Origin of the sequence: Xanthomonas prunicola (assembly GCF_002846205.1) — a bacterium.
GTDB lineage: Bacteria > Pseudomonadota > Gammaproteobacteria > Xanthomonadales > Xanthomonadaceae > Xanthomonas > Xanthomonas prunicola.
In genome coordinates, this window is record NZ_PHKV01000001.1 from 1,041,255 (window position 1) to 1,060,871 (window position 19,617).

Consider the following 19,617-nt stretch of genomic DNA (forward strand, 5'->3'; position numbering starts at 1 on the left):
AGCGCGGGCCGGGGCGCGGAGCGGGGGTTGGGGTGAGGGTCGACGCGAAGTACTCGCATGTTCCAACTGCACGAGGCTTCACCCACCCCCTCATCCGCCCCAGCAGAGCACCTTCTCGCCAGGGGAGAAGGGCAATTGCGTCTACATCAGCGCAGCCCTGGCATCCCACTGCCGCCGATCAACTCCGCGAATCAACAGCCACAAACAAAATGTCGTCTCGCCGACCAGAACCGGCAACAGAATGCCGGGATTGATCAGCTTGGCAAATGCAGGCGCCAGCAGTTCGGCGAACGAGGCCACCAGATAACTGAGCCCAGCCAACACCATCAATCCGCCAACGAACCTGGGCAGATAGCGCGATCGCCAGATCAGCGCGCCACTGACCAGGCAGGCAGCGCCGAAAAACAGCAGCGCGATATTGAAGCCAATCTCATGTCCCAGCAACGCCAACGCGGCCAGCGAGAAGCCATGCGCAGGATCGGCCGCCGACGTGCTGCCGGAAGCCAACGGCAGCACCATCAACTGAAACAACTTGCTGACGGCCTCCACCGCAAGCGATGCGCTATTCAACAACACGAACAACAGCGCCAAGCCTCTCCCCGCAGGCCGCAGCAACATGTATTCGATCCACAGCTGCACCACTGCGATCAGCGGCACCACCAGATTCGCAGCCAGCCCCAGCGTCCAGAGCTGCGCATGCTGCACGATGGCGTGGAGCGTGGCCTGGGCATCGCCAGGCACTACCAATGCGTTCACTACATAGCCCTCTGCCAGGCCACCCAGGACGATGACGGCGATATAGAGCGCGCCAGCGACGCGCGCATAGAACTGCGGGCGAGCTTGAATGTCGTACGCCATGGAGTGTCCAGTGGTTGTGGGGGGGTCTGCGAAGCGAGAAAGCAGTCAACGCCAGCGGTCGCCGGGCAAGCGAATGAACGTCGAGACGACGTGCCCCCACGGAATCAGGACCGGAAAGACCACCACCAGCAGGCAGGCCGACAGCGTGGACCAGGTACCGACATCCATCCGGTCGTGCAACAGCCGGGGCGCGGCGACGACGCCAAGCCAGATCGACTTCCATGCAATTTCAAACAGCAGCAACGGCAGCATTTTCAGCGGATAGCGAAGGCCAAGCAATGCCAGCAGCCCCATCGCTCCCAGCATGCACTGCACCACGCCCTCCATCAGTTCCCAGCTGTCGTGCCGCAGCACGATACCCGGCCAGACCTGTACACCCAGGCCGACCACGAGCAGCAGATAGCCGGCGCGCAAGCCATACAACCGCCAGAGCGGCACGTCGCTCGCAGTCCGCCCCGACGCGGTAGAAACTGCAGCACCGCTGGCGTCAGTCTCGGTCGCGATCATTCGACGGCCTTGAGAATTCTTTCGATACCGTCGAGGCGGATACGCATATCGTTCAAGGCAACCTGCGTTTTCTCGGCCAGCTCACGGTAGGCCTGGTTGTGATCCAGCTGCGCCTTGGCCTGCCTGATCGCAGCAAGATAGCGCATGCCGAAAATCAGCAGGATCGTGCCCAGCGGCAGGCAGATGGTCAAAAGATACAGATGCTCCGACAAGGCCGTCTCCTATTTTTCCGTCTTGTCGGTCAGCGATGTCGCTGCGTCCGCAATGACCGAAGGTGAAAGTTCCAATCGAAAGGCGCTCACCTGGAAGTAGTTGAGCGCTTTTCCGTCATGCGACACCTCGGGTTGGCTGGTCACCAGACCTGCGGCTTGGAGCTTGTTCAAATGCAGATGCAGGAGCGGACGGCTGATCCCCACTTCTCGTGCCAGGCTGCTGATGTAGTTGCGGCCACCGGTTTGCAGTGCCGCAATAATCCTCAGTCGGTGCGGATTATCGAGCGCCGAAAGAATCTCCAGCAGTCGATCTCCTGTCGTTGCCCCACCACTTTTCATGCGTCAGAAATATCTGACAGGTGCAGACATGTCAAGCGTCACGGGAGGCTTTTTGCATGAGCGGGATGCTGGAGTGCGGGGCCGTGACCGGCGGTATCGGCAAGCGACCGGCATTGTCCGGACGACGGCTTGCTCGACTGATGCACACGCCGCGCAAAGCCCGGCATCACGCTGCCGCAGGCGCGAGCCGGGTGGCGCCGTGGACACGCAGCATGCATGCGGTCCGCACGAGCTGCAGTGCAGGCAAGTGCTATCGCGCATGGCGGCGTTACGCACGACGGCGCTATGTGCGTCTGTTTCAAGCTGTAAGCCATTGCAGTGACGGCAGAGATAGGCCCCTCACGCCATGCGAGTGCCAGCCGCCGGCCGGACGTTGGACGGATGAGGCGAAAAGCTTGTGCTGCACCTGGCACGCTAACGACGGCACTGCACTGCACTGACCGTAAATAGCGGCTGCAGCAAAACAGCGATCTTGCCGCTACTGCCTGGTGCAACTTTCATACGCGAGCCCCTCTCCCGGCGGGGCGAGAAGGCACTGCTTGCGCGCCACTGGCGCGCGTGCCTTGGAGCGCCCGCGCTGCTAGCGCGGGCCGGGGCGCGGAGAGGGGTTGGGGTGAGGGTACGGGGCGAAGCCTACGTACAACCCAAACTCCACCAGGCTTCGCCCGTACCCTCATCCGCCCCTGCGGGGCACCTTCTCCCGAGGGGAGAAGGGACTACGATCGCCACCTTCAATCAGCAGGAGCTTTCAAACGCTCAAAGGTACGTCCCCCTCCCTGCGGGGCGAGAAGGCACTGCTTGCGCGCCACTGGCGCGCGTGCCTTGGAGCGCCCGCGCTGCTAGCGCGGGCCGGGGCGCGGAGCGGGGGTTGGGGTAAGGGTACGGGGCGAAGCCTACGTACACTCAAACTCCACCAGGCTTCGCTCGTACCCTCATCCGCCCCTGCAAGGAACTTTCTCCCGAGGGGGAGAAGGGACAACGATCCGCTACGCGTCCAACCACACAATCAACCATGCAATGCCGCGGCATGATGCGCGATGTGCTCACCAATGAAACTGGAGATGAAGTAATAGCTATGGTCGTACCCGGGCTGCATCCGCACGCTCACCGGGTACGCCGCCGCCTTGGCAGCGTCTTCGAATAGTCCGGTTTTCAGCTGACTTTCCAGAAATTCATCCGCACCACCCTGATCGATCAACAACGGCAAACGCTCCTGCGCGTGCGCGATCAATGCGGTGGCGTCATACGCCTTCCAGCTGTCGCGATCGTCGCCCAGATACTGTCCGAACGCCTTCTCGCCCCACGGCACCTGGCTGGGTGCCACGATCGGCGAGAACGCCGATACGCTGCGGTAACGGCCCGGGTTCTTCAACGCAATGGTCAAGGCGCCATGCCCGCCCATCGAGTGGCCGCTGATCGCGCGCGCGCCGGTGGTGGCAAAGTGCGCTTCGATCAACGCCGGTAATTCGTTCACCACGTAATCGTACATGCGGTAATGCGCCGCCCACGGCGCCTGCGTGGCATCGACGTAGAAACCCGCGCCCTTGCCGATGTCGTAGCCGTCTGCATCCGCCACATCGTCGCCACGCGGGCTGGTGTCGGGCGCGACCAGGATCACGCCATGCTCGGCGGCGTAGCGCTGCGCCCCTGCCTTGCTGATGAAGTTCTGCTCGGTGGAGGTCAAACCGCTCAGCCAGTACAGCACCGGCAAGGGGCCGTCAGCCGCCTGGGGAGGCAGATATACGCCCACCTGCATGCTGCAGTTCAAGGTCTGCGACTGATGCCGATACACATCCTGCCAACCGCCAAAACAGGCACGGTGTTCGATACGTTCCATGAAGATTCCTTACGAAGAGAAAACCCTGCAGCCGGATCGCCGGCCGCAGGGCTAGACCATCAATGCAACAGACCCTTCTTGCGCGCCACATGTGCGGACAGCGCATCCATCAACGCCGGCGACAGGCAGTCGTACGGCGACAACCCCAATTCGGTCAGGCGCGCGCGCACCCCATCCATCTGCTCCGGCGGTGTGCCTGTTTCGATGATGGATGACACGAACGCGGCAAAACCGGGGGCCGACCAGCCCTGTTGCTTCGACAACTCGGTGTGCACGAAATCCAGGCCGTAGAACGCGTGATCCTTGTTCTCGATCCGGCCATACAGATGCACGCCGCATCCGGTGCACGCATGGCGCTGGATCGTCGCGCTTTCATCGACGATCTTCAGCTTTTCTTCGTGTGCGGTGACCTTGACCTTGTCGCGCGGGACCACCGCCACCACGGAGAACTTCGCGCCGTCGGGTTTCCAGCATTTACTGCAACCGCAGGCGTGGTTATGCGCGGTCTGCGCAGACACCTCGACAGTCACCTTGTTACTGGCACAGTGGCATTCAAGCGTGCCGCCTTGAAAACCGTCTGCGCCGCCTCGCGCAACACCACCATCTACCGAAGGATGAATCGACACAGTAGTCATTACGCCCCTCCCGGAGTCTCGGGTACTACGTGCGCGGAAGCGGCCGCGCGCCGATCCTGGCCGTACGGTCAGAAATGAATCACGGTACGGATCGACTTGCCTTCGTGCATCAGGTGGAAGGCTTCGTTGATCTCTTCCAGCGGCATGGTGTGAGTGATGAACGGATCCAGGTCGATCTCGCCCTTCATCGATTGCTCCACCATGCCCGGCAATTGGGTGCGCCCCTTGACACCACCGAAAGCCGAGCCGCGCCACACGCGCCCGGTCACCAGCTGGAAGGGACGGGTGCTGATTTCCTGGCCTGCGCCGGCCACGCCGATGATGACGCTCTCGCCCCACCCCTTGTGGCAGCACTCCAGCGCCGAACGCATCACGTTGACGTTGCCGATGCACTCGAAGCTGAAGTCCACGCCGCCATCGGTCAACTCGACGATGACCTCCTGGATCGGCTTGTCGTAGTCCTTCGGATTGATGCAATCGGTGGCGCCCATGCTGCGTGCCAGATCGAACTTGCCCGGGTTGGTATCGATCGCCAGGATACGTCCGGCCTTGGCCTGCACCGCGCCCTGGATCACCGCAAGACCGATGCCGCCCAGGCCGAATACGGCCACACTTTCGCCGGGCTTGACCTTGGCGGTGTTGTGCACCGCACCGATGCCGGTGGTGACGCCGCACCCGAGCAGGCACACCTTCTCCAGCGGCGCTTCCGGGTTCACCACTGCCAGCGAGATTTCCGGCACCACGGTGTATTCGCTGAAGGTGCTGCAGCCCATGTAGTGATAGATCGGCTCGCCGTTATAGGAGAAGCGCGTGGTGCCATCGGGCATCAGCCCCTTGCCCTGGGTGGCACGCACCGCCTGGCAGAGGTTGGTCTTGCCGGACAGACAGAATTTGCATTTGCGGCATTCGGCCGTGTACAGCGGGATGACGTGGTCGCCCACCTTGACGCTGGTCACGCCTTCGCCGACCTGTTCGACGATGCCGCCGCCTTCGTGCCCCAGCACCGACGGGAAGATGCCTTCCGGGTCGTCGCCAGACAGCGTGAAAGCATCGGTATGGCACACGCCGGTGTGGGTGATGCGGATCAGCACTTCGCCGGCTTTCGGCGGTGCGACGTCGATTTCGACGATTTCCAGCGGCTTGCCGGGTCCGAATGCGACTGCTGCACGGGATTTCATGGGATGACGCTCCTGACGATGAAGTTCGAGGACGGGCACGGCAAGCACCGGCCCGGTGAGGGGTTTATTTGAGGTAGGACCGGACCAGGCCGAGCAGATCCTGCACCCGCTCGGCGCGTTGCGCATCGGATGCGGCGGCGTGTCCGAAATCTTCGCGGATATGCGCTTCGAGCACCTGCGACATCAGCCCATTCACGGCACCCCGGATCGCGGCGATCTGCTGCAAGACAGGCGCGCAGTCTGCACCCGCCTGCAGCGCCCGCTCAAGCGCATCGCATTGCCCGCGCAACCGGCGCACGCGTGCTAGCGCTCGCTTTTTCTCGTGCGGCGAATGCGGCATGGCGACTCCGGCAGAATACTGGGGGGCAGTATATGGATTGCTTTCGAAAAAGCTATGGCTGGCCGCCTGTTGGCTGTCTCTCTGGCGAGCGCGGTCACCCTCATGCATTGGTAGGCGGGGCGCTGCAGTCACTGCGCGCTGACGGAACAGGCCCAGACAGGCCACCTGTTAGCCGCAGTGCAGCACCTACATTGCGCAGACATGCCCGACGCGTCGCACACCGCATGCGCGCAAGGGATGGACCCAATCGATGCCTGCGAGCAGTTGCCACCGCAACCTGACCCTTGCCGGTTATCCGCACCGTTGCTGGCCGCTGACGTGGCTTATCCGCATCAGCGCGCTGGCAGTGGCGGTGGCGGTGGATGACGCATCTGCGCACCGCATGCCGATGGCAGACGCGGGCTGTGGCGCATTTTTCAGGGGAGATTGACAGCTTCCTTTGCTGCAGATTTGCCGCCGCGCGCACGCGTGTATTGGCGCTTGCCGGCATCCGCAGCGCAGATGCAACTTGCGTGGAATACCGTCTTCGGCTGACGCGGTGAAATCTGCAGCAGATCCGACCGTGGCAGCGCGAATGCTGACGCCGTCAGTTTTCGACAGTGGCCGGCGCCACGATAGCCACAGGATCTACGGCATGCTCCGGCAGCGACGCCAGCACCGCATGGCGAAAGCGCGCAGCGAATGCTGCATCGTTGGCCTGGTAGAACGCGCGTGCGTTGGCCGACAACTGATCCAGCTGCGCCTGCGGCAATGCCAGGGCGGTTTCCACTGCCTGCGCGATGCCTGCCGCGTCGACGTAGTAATACGATGCCAGACGGCGCTGACGCACCTCGGCCACGGGAATTAGGACACCGTGTTCGGGCTTGATCAGCTCGTTCATCGGCTCGCCGTCGGTGGCCAGGGTCACCGCGCCAACGCTCAGCGCTTCCATCAGGTAATGACCGAACCCTTCGGCCTCGGAGGGGCACAGATGGAACAGGTGCGCGTTTTGCATGCGGCGCAGTTCGGCATCCTCCAGGTATCCCACGCGGTGGTCGATATTGGGTGCCACCACCGGCTTGCCGGCGGTGCGCGGGTTCTGCACCACCGTCAGCAGCGGCCACTCTGGATGCCGCTGCCAGGTCTCCAGCAGGACGCGCGTGCCCTTGGCGGTACTGCGCCCGGCCAAGTGAAAGAAGGCGCGCTGACGGAACACGCGCGCGTCGTACCGATCCGGACTGGTGAAACCGATGAAACGGGTGGCGCACCCGAGGCTGCGGAAGATCCGCTCGGCATGATGGGTCTTGCACAGCACCGCATCGAAGCGCGGCAGCAGCGGCAGCCACTTGGGCAGCAACCATTCCGGGTTGGGCACCAGCAGGTTGATCTGCCCTAGCGACAGGCAGCGCTTGTACACGCGTTCGGAAAAGATCTGTAGCGGAACCCGCCCGAACAGCGCACGGCTAGCCCACAGGCGCGCCTCGCGGCCGGTGTCGTGCAGGCGCTGACTGGTGAATCCCACTTCCTGCACCGGCACGCCGCCGGCGCGCAGTGTTTCGGCCATCAGCACCATGTCGCGGGTCAGGCCCACGCCGTTGTCGCGGCTGATCACCCGCATCATCGGAAATGCCTTGTCATGCGCGCACGCACCCGTACAGCGGCATAGTGTCGATGCCGTGGCTTCCTGCGCGATGTCCCGTTCTGTCATGGTGCGTTACACGTGTGCCAATGGTTGACAAATTCGATCATTATGATGCGTGCTCCCAGCCTTGCAATTGCGAGCACCATGTACCCGGCAGCCACCACCTCGCGCGGGCCAACCTCCGCGCCACAGACGATGACCTCCATGGACCTGCAACAACCCTGCGTTCTCGTGGTTGATGACGACCCGGACCTGCGCAAGCTAATCGGCGAATTTCTGAGCGCGCACGGCTACCAGGTGGATATGGCCGAAAACGTGGCGGAGATGCGCACCGCCATGGCGCAGCGCCGCCCGGACCTCATCGTACTCGACGTGATGATGCCGGGAGAAGACGGGCTGAGTGCAGCGCGCGCCCTGGCCAGCGAGCGCGGTTCACCTGCGGTCATCATGCTCAGCGCGCTGGGCAACGACACCGACCGCATTATCGGCCTGGAAGTCGGCGCCGACGATTACCTGGCCAAGCCCTGCAATCCGCGCGAATTGCTGGCCCGTGTGCGCGCCCTGCTGCGGCGCAGCCAGGCCAGTAACGAGCAGTCCGATCAGCGCGGCAATGTCTACGAATTTGCCGGCTGGCGGCTGGACGTGGTGCGCCGCGACCTGCGCGACCCCACCGGTATCTTCATCAATCTGTCCGACGGCGAATTCGCGCTGCTGCGTACCTTCGTCGAGCACCCGCAGCGCGTGCTCAGCCGCGACCAGCTGCTGGACTACGCCCGCGGCCGCGACACCGACGTCTACGACCGCGCCATCGACAGCCAGATCAGCCGCCTGCGGCGCAAGATCAATGAGCGCGTCCATACCGAGTTGATTCGCACCGTACGCAACGAGGGCTACATGCTGTTGCCGGGCGTCTCGCGCTTGTGAGCAAACCGGCACGTCGCGGACTGTCGATCTTTGCGCGGACCTTTGTGTTGTTGGCGGTGGCCCTGCTCACCGCCCAGGCGGTGGGCATCGCCCTGCTGGTGATGCGCACCCCCGTCTATGAACCGCCGGTGCATCCACCGGAAGTGGTGGCGCTGTTATCCACCCGCATGCCGGCCGGCACCCAGACCCTGAAAGTGCATGAATCGGCGCAGGCTCCCATGCCGCCGACAGGCCAGATGCGCGATCCATTCGCCGAAATGCTGCTTGCCCATTGGCTGGATGTGCCCGAAGCGCAGGTGCGGTTCTATCGCAACACCAACGATCGCCAAGCACCGCAGCCGGGCATGCTCCCGCCCCAGCGGTGGTCCACCCAGGAGCGCGGAGCCGATGCCGATGGCGTGGCCGACGACCGCCCTGACGGGCAACGTCTGCCCCCCTTTGCGGACGACTGGCTGCGCGACGGCCAGCCCGGTGCACTGCCCGGCAATCCGCTACGTGCGGACGAGATGCCGGGCGCCTGGGAAAGCGAGCGCCTGACCCCCGGCGTCCCGCTACTGGACGGCTTCACCGCCGCCCTGCAACAGCCCGACGGCCGTTGGCGCACGGTGGAATCGCCGCGTCGCCGCCTCTCGGGCGAGTTCAAGACCCATGTGGTGCTGCTGTTCCTGGCCGGCCTGCTGGCCAACGTGCCGCTGGCGTGGTGGTTTTCGCGGGCGCTGTCGGCACCGATCAAGCGCTTTGCCGAAGCCGCCGACCGCCTGGGCCGTCACCCCGATGCCGCCGCGCTGCAACGCAGTGGCCCGCCGGAAATCGTGCGCGCAGCCGATTCGTTCAACGCGATGCAGGCGCGCCTGAACCGCCTGATCAACGAACGCACGCATATGGTGGCGGCGATCGCACACGACCTACGCACACCGCTGGCGCGGCTGTCGTTTCGCCTGGATGGCCTGCAGCCGCCGCTGCGCGACAAGGCGCTGGCCGATATCGACGAAATGAAGGCGATGATTTCCGCAGCGCTGGACTTCATCCAGAACGATCGTCATCGCGGCGAACGCGCACCGCTGGATCTGCGCTTGCTGGTAGAGAGCGTGGTCGACAACGCCACCGATATCGGCGCCGACGCCGAGCTGCTGCCCGGCCCGGAAATCACCCTGGACGGCGACCCGCTGGCATTGCGCCGCGCAGTGATGAATCTGCTCGAAAACGCCTTGAAATACGGCAAGCGCGCCCGTCTGCAGTTGCAGCGCGATGGCGAAGACGGCGTGCTGTGGATCGACGACGACGGCCCCGGCATCGATCCCACCCAACGCGAACAGCTGTTGCTGCCGTTCGTGCGTGGCGAGTCCTCGCGCAATCGCGACACTGGTGGCATCGGGCTGGGGTTGTCAGTGGCGCACAGCATCGTGCTGGCGCACGGCGGCGACTTACGGCTGGATAATCGCGCTCGCGGCGGATTACGGGTGACCGTACGACTGCCCTGCATGCCGGAGCGACGCTGACATTGGGTTGGAGGACGGTTTGTCGCGCCGCGCGGGCGGAGCCGCGCTGAGCCAAGAACGGCTGTTCCCGCCATGGCCCGCATGTCAGGCTGCATCAGCTAACGCCAATGCAGCGGCATCGGTGCCAAATCGCTGAGGACCCACGTGTGCCAGCGCCAACGCGCACCGGCCATTACCAACGCATGCTCAGTAAGCAAACTCGCGGAACACACGGTCGATATCGCCGTTCCATGCGCCGTGATACAGCGCCAGCTTGCGTTCGGCCGCCGTGACGCCGCTTTCGGCAATCTCGGCAATCACATCCAGAAAGCCGGTTTCGTCCTGCCCGTCGCGGTTCAGGCGTGCGCGGCGACGCAAGCCTTCGCGGGCAATGTCGACTGCTTCCACCGCCAGATCGCGCGCCGTGCCATTACGGAACGGCAAGCCTAAAGCGTGCTTGGGCACACCGTCGCGCAGCGCGTGCCGCTCGGTCGGACTGAAATCCTTGACCAGGTCCCAGGCCGCATCCAGCGCGGTCTGGTCATACAACAAGCCCACCCAGAACGCCGACAATGCACACAGGCGATCCCACGGGCCTGCATCGGCGCCGCGCATTTCCAGATACTTCTTCAAGCGCACTTCCGGGAATGCGGTAGTCATGTGGTCCGACCAGTCGCGCAGCGTCGGCAACGCGCCCGGCAATGCCGGCAACTTGCCTTGCATGAAATCGCGGAAGCTCTGCCCGCTGGCATCGACATAGACGCCATCGCGGTAGGAGAAATACATCGGCACATCGAGCAGATAATCGACATAGCGCTCGTAGCCGAAGCCGTCTTCGAACACGAAATCCAGCATGCCGGTGCGGTCGGCGTCGGTGTCGGTCCAGATGTGCGAGCGATAGCTCAGGTAGCCGTTCGGCTTGCCTTCGGTGAACGGCGAATCGGCGAACAACGCGGTGGCGATCGGCTGCAACGCCAGCGAGACGCGGAACTTCTTCACCATGTCCGCTTCGGTGGCGTAATCCAGATTGACCTGTACCGTGCAGGTGCGCGTCATCATGTCCAGGCCGAGCGAGCCGACCTTGGGCATGTAGTTCTTCATGATCTGGTAGCGGCCCTTGGGCATCCACGGCATCTGGTCGCGCCGCCACTTGGGCTGGAAGCCCATGCCCAGGAACCCCAGCTGCAACTCGCCGGCTACCTGCGCCACTTCGTCCAGATGGGTGCCGGTTTCCACGCAGGTGTGGTGCAGGGTTTCCACCGCAGCGCCTGAGAGCTCCAGCTGTCCGGCCGGCTCCAGCGTCACCGAGGCGCCATCGCGCAGCAGCGCGATGGTGTGGCCGTTTTCCTGCACCGGTTCCCAGCCGAAACGGGTCAACCCGGTCAGCAGCGCCTGGATGCCGCGCTCACCTCCGAAGGTGGGGGCGCGCAGGTCGTCGAGCTGGAAGCCGAACTTTTCGTGCTCGGTCCCGATCCGCCAGTCCGCGCTGGGCTTCTCGCCGGAGGCAAGGACCTGGACCAGTTCCGCGCGTTCGGTGATCGGCGTTTCGGCAACGTGGCTGGGACTCGACAAGGGCAGGCTCGCAAACGTGAGGGGGTGGGACGATGTGGGGATACTCCCCAGCTACCGCAAGGCCCGCACTATACCCGCCCGACGCAAAAGGATTGGCCACACCCACGGGACATGAGATTTCCACCGATGCATGCCCGCCATCGATCGCAGCGATGGTGTGACCTGGATCAACCTGACCAAGCTGCGCGTTCTGCAGCGCCGGCATTGTCCGGCCCAGTCCGATCATCACGGCAAGCGTTGTAATGCTCGCCCTACACGATGCTCAGGCCGCGCATCGCTCCGCATGCGACCCACCGATCACTTCCGCTGGAAACGCAAATGGCAGACCGAAGTCTGCCGCGATGACGACGCGCTGGGCATCCACACGTGCCTGACAATCGTGTTGCACGGCATCATTCGGCCGCGGTGGTTTCCACATCCAGACCAAGCCAACCGCCGACGATGCCGCGCAATTCGTCCACGCCCTGGCGCGATTCGCCGGAGTAGGTCTGCACGGTCACGCTGTCGCCGAAGCGCGATGTCACTTCCTTCTTGATCTTCTGCAGGGTCTGCATCTGCTGGCCACGGCCGAGCTTGTCGGCCTTGGTCAGCAAGCCGTGGGCGGGCAGGCCGCGTTCGGCGGCATAGCCGAGCATCTGCAGATCGTAATCCTTCAGCGGATGGCGGATGTCCATCACCACCACCAGGCCGCGCAGCGCCTCGCGGGTGCGGAAATAGCGGTCGATGAAGGCCTGCCAATGCGCCTGCAGGTCCTGCGGCACCTTGGCGTAGCCATAACCGGGCAGATCCACCAGATAGCGCTCGGGCTGGATCTGGAAGAACACCAGTTGCTGGGTGCGGCCAGGGGTCTTGGAGACGCGGGCAAGCGAATTCTGGCGGGTCAGCGCATTGAGTGCGCTGGATTTTCCGGCGTTGGAGCGGCCGGCGAAGGCCACCTCGTAGCCGCCATCGTCGGGCAATTGCCGGGCGTTGTGGGCGGACAGGTGGTAGCGGGCTTGTTCGATAAGGAGCGACATCCCGCTAGGATCGCACGTTCGGGCCCGACGGTTTTGCTGCACTGTTCGTTGACCCTGGCGCAAAGGCGTGTCGATAATCGAAGCACGCCTGCCACTGCCAGTACCCAACGCGCGCGGGCCGGGTCCATACGGAGCTTTAGCTGATGCGCCATGCTCGTGTGCTAGTCCTCGCCGCCCTCGCTGTGCCGGTCATTGCGGCCGTGGCGTTTGCGCAATCGGCGGTCACGCCGATCCCCGATCCGCCGCCGGTGCGCGTTGCGCCGCTGGAGGTGGACCTGGCCAAGACCACCTGGGGCGATGCCAAGGCCGGCCAGACCAAAGCCGCCGCATGTGCGGCCTGCCATGGCCCGGACGGCAATCCCGCCGTGGCGATGTACCCGCGTATCGCTGGGCAAACCGAGCGCTACGTTGCGCATCAGGTGGCATTGATTGCCAGCGGCGAGCGCAATACCGGCATGTCGGCGGTGATGGTGCCGTTCGTCAAGGACCTCACTGCGCAGGACATGCGCGACCTGGGCGCCTACTTCGCTACCCAGAAGGCCTCCGCTGGTGTCGCCGACGACGCGGCGATTGCCGAGGGTCCCTACCAGGGCATGAAGTTCTACGAGGTCGGCGAGAAGCTCTACCGCGGTGGCGACATCGCGCGCGGTGTGCCGGCCTGCATGGCCTGCCATGGGCCATCCGGCGGTGGCAATCCGGGCCCGGCCTATCCACGCCTGGGCGGGCAACACGCCGACTACGTGGCACGTCGCTTGAAGGAATACCAGGCCGGCACCACCCAGGAGCGCAATCCGGCGCTGTTCAATATCATGGCGCAGGTAGCGCACCCGCTGACCGAGCAGGAGATCCAGGCGCTGGCCAGCTATCTGCAAGGCCTGCATGATCGTGCCGACGATGCTGCAGCGGCGCAGCCGCCTGCTGGAGCGCCTGCACGCTCGTAAGCTGACCTGCCGTTGCCACACCGCTTCACGACGCCGGTCCCGTGACCGGCGTCGTCATTTCCCGCTCTCCCCTGCCCCCACGGAGCCCGCATGAAATTGCTTTCCCGTCTGCCCCTGCTGATGTTGCTCCTATTGCCGTTGGTGGCCTGTGCCGCCGACAAGAAAGCCGCCCCAGTCGAAGGCGAGGACTACACCCTGATCGACGGCGGCCAACCCTACGCGCCGCTGGCCGGCAAGGTCGAAGTGACCGAAGTCTTCGGCTACACCTGCCCGCACTGCGCGCATTTCGAGCCAGTGCTGGAGGACTGGGTGGCCAAGCAGCCCTCGTATGTGCGCTTCACCCCGGTGCCAGCCGCCTTCGGCGGCTTCTGGGACGCGTTTGCGCGTGCCTACTTCGCCGCCGACATCCTGGGCGTGGCCAAGCGCAGCCACCGTGCCATGTTCGACGCCATCCATGAAAAGCAGACCGTGCCGACCCAGAACGTGGCGCCGGAAGAGCTGGCCGCGTTCTACGCCAATTACGGAATCCCGCAGCAGCGCTTCATCGAGACCTACAAGAGTGAGGCGGTGGATGCCAAGCTCAAGGCCGCACGCGAGTTCGCGCTGCGCAGCAAGATCCCCGGCACGCCGGCCATCATCGTCAACGGCCGCTACCTGATCGGCGCGCGCAATTACCCGGACATGCTGCGCGTGGCCGACTACCTGATCGCCCGCGAGCACGCGGCGCCGGCCAGGCGCTGAACCGCATAACCGCCAGCGACGGCCGCGCGTGGCATCATGCGCCCCGCGGCCGTCCGGCCCTTTTCTCGCCCCACGCTGGAGATCCAATCCGATGAAGACCCGCTTCGCCCTGACGCTGATGGCGCTGTTGCCGATCCTGGTCGCCTGCAAGGCGCAGGACGGCTCGTCCGACACCGCACCTGCCGCCACCACCCCAGCGGCCGAAACGGCGCCCGCGCCTGCCGCCGCTACGCCGGCCGCAGACCCCGCCGCCCCGCCTGCAGTCGGCGAAAGCGCAACCACGCCGCCACCCGCCGCGCCCAGCGCTGCCCCGCGCGCGCCGAATGGCCCGGAGCCGGTCGCCGGCACCGATTATCTGGACATCGACGGTGGCCAGCCCTATCAGCAGGCTGCCGGCAAGATCGAAGTAGCCGAAGTGTTCGGCTATGTCTGCCCAGCCTGTAACGCGTTCCAGCCGCTGATCGGGCCGTGGAAGGCCGGTTTGCCGTCGGACGTGCATTTTGTCTACGTGCCGGCGATGTTCGGTGGCCCGTGGGACGACTACGGCCGCGCCTTCTATGCCGCTGAAACGCTGGGCGTGCAGGAAAAGACCCACGAAGCCTTGTACAAGGCCATCCACGTCGACCAGACCCTCAAAGGCGAGCGCGGCAAGGATTCGGCGCAGGACATCGCTGCGTTCTACGCCAAGTACGGCGTGGACCAGAAGACCTTCATCGACACCATGAGCAGCTTCGGCGTCTCGGCCAAGACCAACCGCGCCAAGCAGTTCGCCACCCGCAGCAAGATCACCGGCACGCCGTCGCTGATCATCAACGGCAAGTACCTGGTCAAGGGCCAGAGTTTCCCGGACATGCTGCGTATCGCCGATCACCTGATCGCGCGCGAACGCGCCACGCTGGCCAAGTGAGTCGAGCGAACGCAACATCGTGAACGCTTCGGAATCGCGCACTCTGCGGGTGCTGACCGCCAATATCCAGGCCGGCTCCAGCACCCGCCGTTACAGCGACTATGTAACGCGGAGCTGGTCACATGCGTTGCCGCTGGGCAGCAAGCGCACCAGCCTGGACAGCATCGCCAAGCTGGTCGGCGAACGCGACATCGTCGGCTTGCAGGAAGCAGACCCCGGCAGCCTGCGCTCGGGCTTCACCAACCAGACCCACTATCTGGCCGAGCGCGCCGGTTTCGATTACTGGAGTCACCAACCCAATCGCCGCATGGGTGGGGTGGCTTCCAGCGCGAACGGTCTGCTAAGCAAGCTGGAACCGGTGGAAGTGCAGGACCATGCCCTGCCCGGCCGCATCGGCGGGCGCGGCATCCTGCTGGCCAAGTTCGGCGAAGGCCGCGATGGCCTGGCCGTGGCGGTGGCGCATCTGTCGCTGGGCGCCAATTCACGCATGGCGCAGCTGGCCTTCATCGCCGAACTATTGTCCGATCATCCCAACGCGATGCTGATGGGCGATTTCAATTGCATGGCCGATCGACCGGAAATGCAGTCGCTGTATCGCCATACCCGTCTGCAACCGCCAAGCTGCGAAGTACACACCTTTCCCAGCTGGCGTCCGGACCGGGCGATCGACCACATTCTGGTCAGCGATAGCCTGGCAATCGAACATACCGAAGCGATTCCTGCTGCGTTCTCAGATCATCTTGCGGTTGGGATGGATATCCGCGTACCACGGCAATTGCTGCGTTAAATAACCAGAAAAATGACGACGGGTTCGCACCGGCGAACTCGACCGCTGACGTCCCCTCGACACCGCCTGTGCGATAACGCAGGCGGTTTTTCGTTGGGAGCACAGCACGTGATACGCATTGTATGAGTGCGTCGCCATGAGTGCGACGGCGCCACACACCTTGCCGGTACGCACCCTGCGCCCGGTGTTCGTGCTGGCTGCCACTGTCGTTTGCACGTTTGCCTTGCTGGTGTCGGTATTTCCGCTTGAATCAGGACGTGTCCTGCTGGATGCGCAGACCTGGGCGTCGCGCAATGTCGGCTGGTACTACCTGCTGGCGATGACGTTGTATCTGGTGTTCGTGCTTGCCACAGCCTTGTCCAGCCACGGCAACATCAAGCTCGGCGCTGATCACGACGAACCGGAATTCAGCTACCTTTCCTGGGCCGGCATGCTGTTCGCCGCCGGCATCAGCATCACGCTGTTCTTCTTTTGCGTTTCCGAACCACTGACGCATTATCTGCAGCCGCCGCAGGGCGGTACCGGCAATGGCGAGGCGTCCGCGCGTCAGGCGATGCAGGTGCTGTTCCTGCATTGGGGCCTGCATGGTTGGGGCGTGTTCGCGCTGGCGGCCATGGCCTTGGCGTATTTCGCTTTCCGCCACAACCTGCCACTGGCGTTGCGCTCGGCGTTGTATCCGCTGATCGGCAAACGCATCAACGGGCCGATCGGCTACACCGTGGATGCGCTGGGCATCGTGGCTACCGTGTTCGGCATCGGTGCGGACATGGGCTTTGGCGTGCTGCATCTCAATGCAGGACTGAGCACCTTGTTCGATGTGCCGCATACGCACTGGGTGCAAGTCGCGCTGATCGTGGCAATGATGGGCGCCGCCATTGTGGTGGCGGTGTCCGGCGTCGAAAAAGGCGTGCGCTGGATGTCGGACATCAACATGCTGCTGGCGATTGCGCTGTTGTTGTTCATGCTGTTCGCCGGTCCCACGCAGTACCTGCTCAACGCGCTGATGCAGAACCTGGGCGACTATCTGGGCAGCGTGGTCAACAAAAGTTTCGACGTCTACGCCTATGGCGGCCGTGCCGATTGGCTCGGCAACTGGACGGTGTTCTATTGGGCCTGGTGGATCGGCTGGGCGCCGTTCGTCGGTCTGTTCATTGCACGCATCTCGCGCGGTCGTACCATTCGCGAATTCGTATTGGGCGTGTTGCTGATCCCGCTCGGCTTCACGCTGGCGTGGCTGTCGATCTTCGGCAACAGCGCGCTGGATCAGTTGCTTCATCATGGCCAGGGCGCGTTGGCGCAACAGGCCATCGATGCGCCACAGACGGTGCTGTACTCGCTGCTGCAAAGCTATCCGTGGAGCCGCACGGTGATCACGGTGACAGTGGTAATCAGCTTCGTGTTCTTTGTCACCTCAGCCGACTCCGGCACCGTGGTGCTGTCCACGCTGTCCTCGCACGGCGGCGAACCGCACGACGACGGCCCGCGCTGGCTGCGCGTGTTCTGGGGCGTACTCACCGCCGTGGTCACTGCAGGCTTGCTGCTCGCCGGCAGCATGGACGCGCTGAAATCGGCGGTGGTGCTGGCCTCGCTGCCATTCTCTGCAGTGCTGTTGCTGATGGCCTGGGGCCTGTCGCGCGCACTCAGCGAAGAATCGCAGCGCAAACGCGCGCAGCTCTACAGCCCCAGCCCGTTGATCGGGCAATCGCGCCATCACGGCGGCTGGCGTCAGCGCTTAGGCCAGGCAATGCATTTCCCGGCACGCGATGAGGTGTATCGCTTCATGCACGACCAGGTGCGCCCGGCCATCGAAGCAGTCACCACGCAGCTGCAAGAGGAAGGCTGGAAGGTCAGCAGCCGTATCGACGACAGCGACATGGAAATCAGCGTCGACCACGGCGAACAGCAGGGCTTCCGCTATCAGATCGTGATGCGCGGCTATCTCACCCCATCGTTTGCCGCGCAGCGCTTCCGCAACCAGCGCTATTACCGCGCCGAGGTGTACCTGTACGAAGGCAGCCAGGACTACGACTTGGTCGGCTACAGCCGCGAACAGATCATCAACGACATCATCGATCAATACGAGCGTCACCTGCAGTTTCTGCACCTCACCCGCTAAAGGTGCGTCGCTGCAGCGACCGTCCACAGGAGGTTTGTCATGCCACGTTTCCCCGACCAGCTGCTCTACATCGGCGGCCGTTATGTTCCCGCCCGCGGCGGCCACACCTTTGAAGTGGTCAACCCCGCCACCGGTGAAGTGCTGGCCAACGTGCACAACGCCGGCGCCGACGACCTGGATGCGGCCGTCGATAGCGCAAAGACCGGTCAGCAGCAGTGGGCAGCGCTGACCACGGTAGAGCGTTCGCGCATTTTGTTGCGTGCAGTGGCCTTGCTGCGCGAGCGCAATGATGCGTTGGCCGAGCTGGAAACACTCAATACCGGCAAGCCGCTGAGCGAAACACGCAGCGTCGACGTCGTCACCGGCGCCGATGTATTGGAGTATTACGCTGGCGTTGCGCAGGCGCTGCAGGGCGTGCAGGTACCGCTGCGCGAAGGCAGTTTCTTCTACACGCGCCACGAGCCACTGGGCGTTGTAGGTGCGATCGGCGCGTGGAATTACCCCATCCAGATTGCATTGTGGAAAGCCGCGCCCGCCCTGGCCGCCGGTAACGCGATGATCTTCAAGCCCAGCGAAGTCACCCCGCTTACCGCGCTGAAATTGGCCGAGATATTTACCGAAGCCGGTCTGCCGGATGGCGTGTTCAACGTATTGCCCGGCGATGGTGCCAGCGTGGGTACTGCGCTGACCGAACATCCGCAGATCGAAAAGATCAGCTTCACCGGCGGCACCGCCACCGGACGCAAGGTGATGGCCAGCGCATCGAGTTCGTCGCTGAAGGACGTGACCATGGAGCTGGGCGGCAAGTCGCCGTTGATCGTCTGCGCCGACGCCGATCTGGATCTGGCCGCGGACATCGCGATGATGGCCAACTTCTACAGCTCCGGCCAGGTGTGCACCAACGGCACCCGCGTGTTCGTGCCGCGCGCATTGCGCAACGCATTCGAAGCGCGCCTGCTGGCACGCGTGCAGCGCATCCACATTGGCGATCCGCTTGATGAGCGCACCACCTTTGGCCCGTTAGTCAGCGCCGCGCATATGCAGCGCGTACTGGACCATATCGAACAGGGCAAGGCCGAAGGCGCGCGCTTGCTGTGCGGCGGCGAGCGGCTGGGCGATGGTGCGCTGGCGCAGGGCTACTACGTGGCGCCAACCATCTTCAGCGACTGTACCGATGTAATGACCATCGTGCGCGAAGAAATCTTCGGACCGGTCTTGAGCCTGCTCACCTATGACGAGGAAGACGAAGCGGTCACGCGCGCCAATGCCACCACGTATGGGCTAGCTGCAGGCGTGGTCACGCCGGATCTGGCGCGCGCGCATCGGCTGATCCATCGGCTGGAGGCTGGCATCTGCTGGATCAACACCTGGGGCGAGTCGCCGGCACCGATGCCAGTGGGCGGCTACAAGCAATCGGGCGTGGGCCGCGAGAACGGTCTGGCGACGTTGCAAGCCTACACACGCACCAAATCGATCCAGGTTGAACTGGAACGTTACGCGTCGGTGTTCTGAAGGCGGCTCGGCTAGCCGGCGCAGGCAAGCGCCGGAGGTGCACCACGACAGCGGCAAACAGATGGACGCCGCCTTCACGTGACTGGGCGCGCTCCT

Annotated in this window: 19 protein-coding genes; 8 read left to right on the forward strand and 11 right to left on the reverse strand. The window is 64.1% G+C overall.

All coding sequences use genetic code 11. The features are described 5' to 3' along the window. Positions 1 to 141 precede the first annotated feature (141 nt). From XpruCFBP8353_RS04580 to XpruCFBP8353_RS04625, 9 genes are all read right to left on the reverse strand, one after another. Positions 142 to 858: a DUF4386 domain-containing protein gene (locus XpruCFBP8353_RS04580; RefSeq protein ID WP_101362098.1), complete on the reverse strand. Its 717-nt coding sequence runs from the start codon at positions 856 to 858 to the stop codon at positions 142 to 144. A gap of 45 nt (positions 859 to 903) precedes the next feature. Beyond that, on the reverse strand, positions 904 to 1,365 hold the full coding sequence (locus XpruCFBP8353_RS04585; protein ID WP_207759573.1) for a hypothetical protein: 462 nt from the start codon (positions 1,363 to 1,365) through the stop codon (positions 904 to 906). Beyond that, positions 1,362 to 1,577 (reverse strand): hypothetical protein, encoded by a 216-nt coding sequence (locus XpruCFBP8353_RS04590; RefSeq protein ID WP_101362099.1) that lies wholly within the window; start codon positions 1,575 to 1,577, stop codon positions 1,362 to 1,364. The genes XpruCFBP8353_RS04585 and XpruCFBP8353_RS04590 overlap by 4 nt, the downstream gene beginning before the upstream one ends. Positions 1,578 to 1,586: 9 nt before the next feature. Next, a complete protein-coding gene (locus XpruCFBP8353_RS04595) occupies positions 1,587 to 1,916 on the reverse strand; it encodes an ArsR/SmtB family transcription factor (protein WP_101362100.1) in 330 nt (109 codons plus the stop codon). Positions 1,917 to 2,922: 1,006 nt separating this feature from the next. Continuing rightward, a complete protein-coding gene (gene fghA / locus XpruCFBP8353_RS04600) occupies positions 2,923 to 3,753 on the reverse strand; it encodes an S-formylglutathione hydrolase (protein ID WP_101362101.1) in 831 nt (276 codons plus the stop codon). Positions 3,754 to 3,812: 59 nt separating this feature from the next. Then, positions 3,813 to 4,388, reverse strand: coding sequence for an S-(hydroxymethyl)glutathione synthase (gene gfa, locus XpruCFBP8353_RS04605; protein WP_101362102.1), 576 nt, complete (start codon positions 4,386 to 4,388; stop codon positions 3,813 to 3,815). 68 nt (positions 4,389 to 4,456) lie between these two features. Continuing rightward, the gene (locus XpruCFBP8353_RS04610) at positions 4,457 to 5,566 is read right to left on the reverse strand and encodes an S-(hydroxymethyl)glutathione dehydrogenase/class III alcohol dehydrogenase (RefSeq protein ID WP_101362103.1); all 1,110 of its coding nucleotides are present in this window, start codon (positions 5,564 to 5,566) and stop codon (positions 4,457 to 4,459) included. Positions 5,567 to 5,630: 64 nt separating this feature from the next. Continuing rightward, a complete protein-coding gene (locus tag XpruCFBP8353_RS04615; RefSeq protein WP_005911021.1) occupies positions 5,631 to 5,906 on the reverse strand; it encodes a metal/formaldehyde-sensitive transcriptional repressor in 276 nt (91 codons plus the stop codon). Positions 5,907 to 6,492: 586 nt separating this feature from the next. Continuing rightward, a complete protein-coding gene (locus XpruCFBP8353_RS04625; protein WP_101362105.1) occupies positions 6,493 to 7,593 on the reverse strand; it encodes a glycosyltransferase in 1,101 nt (366 codons plus the stop codon). A gap of 138 nt (positions 7,594 to 7,731) precedes the next feature. On the opposite strand from XpruCFBP8353_RS04625, the gene XpruCFBP8353_RS04630 reads away from it, so the two are divergent. Together XpruCFBP8353_RS04630 and XpruCFBP8353_RS04635 are read left to right on the forward strand one after the other, a co-directional pair. Further along, a complete protein-coding gene (locus XpruCFBP8353_RS04630) occupies positions 7,732 to 8,451 on the forward strand; it encodes a response regulator (protein WP_101362106.1) in 720 nt (239 codons plus the stop codon). Further along, positions 8,448 to 9,950 carry an ATP-binding protein gene (locus XpruCFBP8353_RS04635; protein WP_101362107.1) on the forward strand — a complete coding sequence of 501 codons (1,503 nt, stop codon included), beginning with the start codon at positions 8,448 to 8,450 and terminating at the stop codon, positions 9,948 to 9,950. The genes XpruCFBP8353_RS04630 and XpruCFBP8353_RS04635 overlap by 4 nt, the downstream gene beginning before the upstream one ends. A gap of 186 nt (positions 9,951 to 10,136) precedes the next feature. Here the strand turns inward: XpruCFBP8353_RS04635 and XpruCFBP8353_RS04640 are convergent, their stop codons facing one another. Together XpruCFBP8353_RS04640 and yihA are read right to left on the reverse strand one after the other, a co-directional pair. Then, positions 10,137 to 11,501, reverse strand: coding sequence for a glutamate--cysteine ligase (locus tag XpruCFBP8353_RS04640; RefSeq protein WP_101362108.1), 1,365 nt, complete (start codon positions 11,499 to 11,501; stop codon positions 10,137 to 10,139). A 392-nt stretch (positions 11,502 to 11,893) separates the two neighbouring features. Next, on the reverse strand, positions 11,894 to 12,517 hold the full coding sequence (yihA, locus tag XpruCFBP8353_RS04645) for a ribosome biogenesis GTP-binding protein YihA/YsxC (protein WP_101362109.1): 624 nt from the start codon (positions 12,515 to 12,517) through the stop codon (positions 11,894 to 11,896). A gap of 143 nt (positions 12,518 to 12,660) precedes the next feature. Between yihA and XpruCFBP8353_RS04650 the strand changes: the two genes are divergently transcribed. The 6 genes from XpruCFBP8353_RS04650 to betB all read left to right on the forward strand — a co-directional run bounded on the left by XpruCFBP8353_RS04650 (position 12,661) and on the right by betB (position 19,521). Beyond that, positions 12,661 to 13,458: a c-type cytochrome gene (locus tag XpruCFBP8353_RS04650; RefSeq protein ID WP_162300941.1), complete on the forward strand. Its 798-nt coding sequence runs from the start codon at positions 12,661 to 12,663 to the stop codon at positions 13,456 to 13,458. Positions 13,459 to 13,548: 90 nt separating this feature from the next. Next, positions 13,549 to 14,199, forward strand: a complete 651-nt coding sequence (locus tag XpruCFBP8353_RS04655) for a thiol:disulfide interchange protein DsbA/DsbL (RefSeq protein ID WP_101362110.1) — start codon at positions 13,549 to 13,551, stop codon at positions 14,197 to 14,199. A gap of 91 nt (positions 14,200 to 14,290) precedes the next feature. Then, a complete protein-coding gene (locus XpruCFBP8353_RS04660; protein WP_101362111.1) occupies positions 14,291 to 15,106 on the forward strand; it encodes a thiol:disulfide interchange protein DsbA/DsbL in 816 nt (271 codons plus the stop codon). Between the two features lie 49 nt (positions 15,107 to 15,155). Further along, the gene (locus XpruCFBP8353_RS04665; RefSeq protein ID WP_101362112.1) at positions 15,156 to 15,893 is read left to right on the forward strand and encodes an endonuclease/exonuclease/phosphatase family protein; all 738 of its coding nucleotides are present in this window, start codon (positions 15,156 to 15,158) and stop codon (positions 15,891 to 15,893) included. Between the two features lie 136 nt (positions 15,894 to 16,029). Then, positions 16,030 to 18,009, forward strand: coding sequence for a choline BCCT transporter BetT (gene betT / locus XpruCFBP8353_RS04670; RefSeq protein ID WP_101362113.1), 1,980 nt, complete (start codon positions 16,030 to 16,032; stop codon positions 18,007 to 18,009). Positions 18,010 to 18,048: 39 nt separating this feature from the next. Next, a complete protein-coding gene (betB, locus tag XpruCFBP8353_RS04675; protein WP_101362114.1) occupies positions 18,049 to 19,521 on the forward strand; it encodes a betaine-aldehyde dehydrogenase in 1,473 nt (490 codons plus the stop codon). Positions 19,522 to 19,617 lie beyond the last annotated feature (96 nt).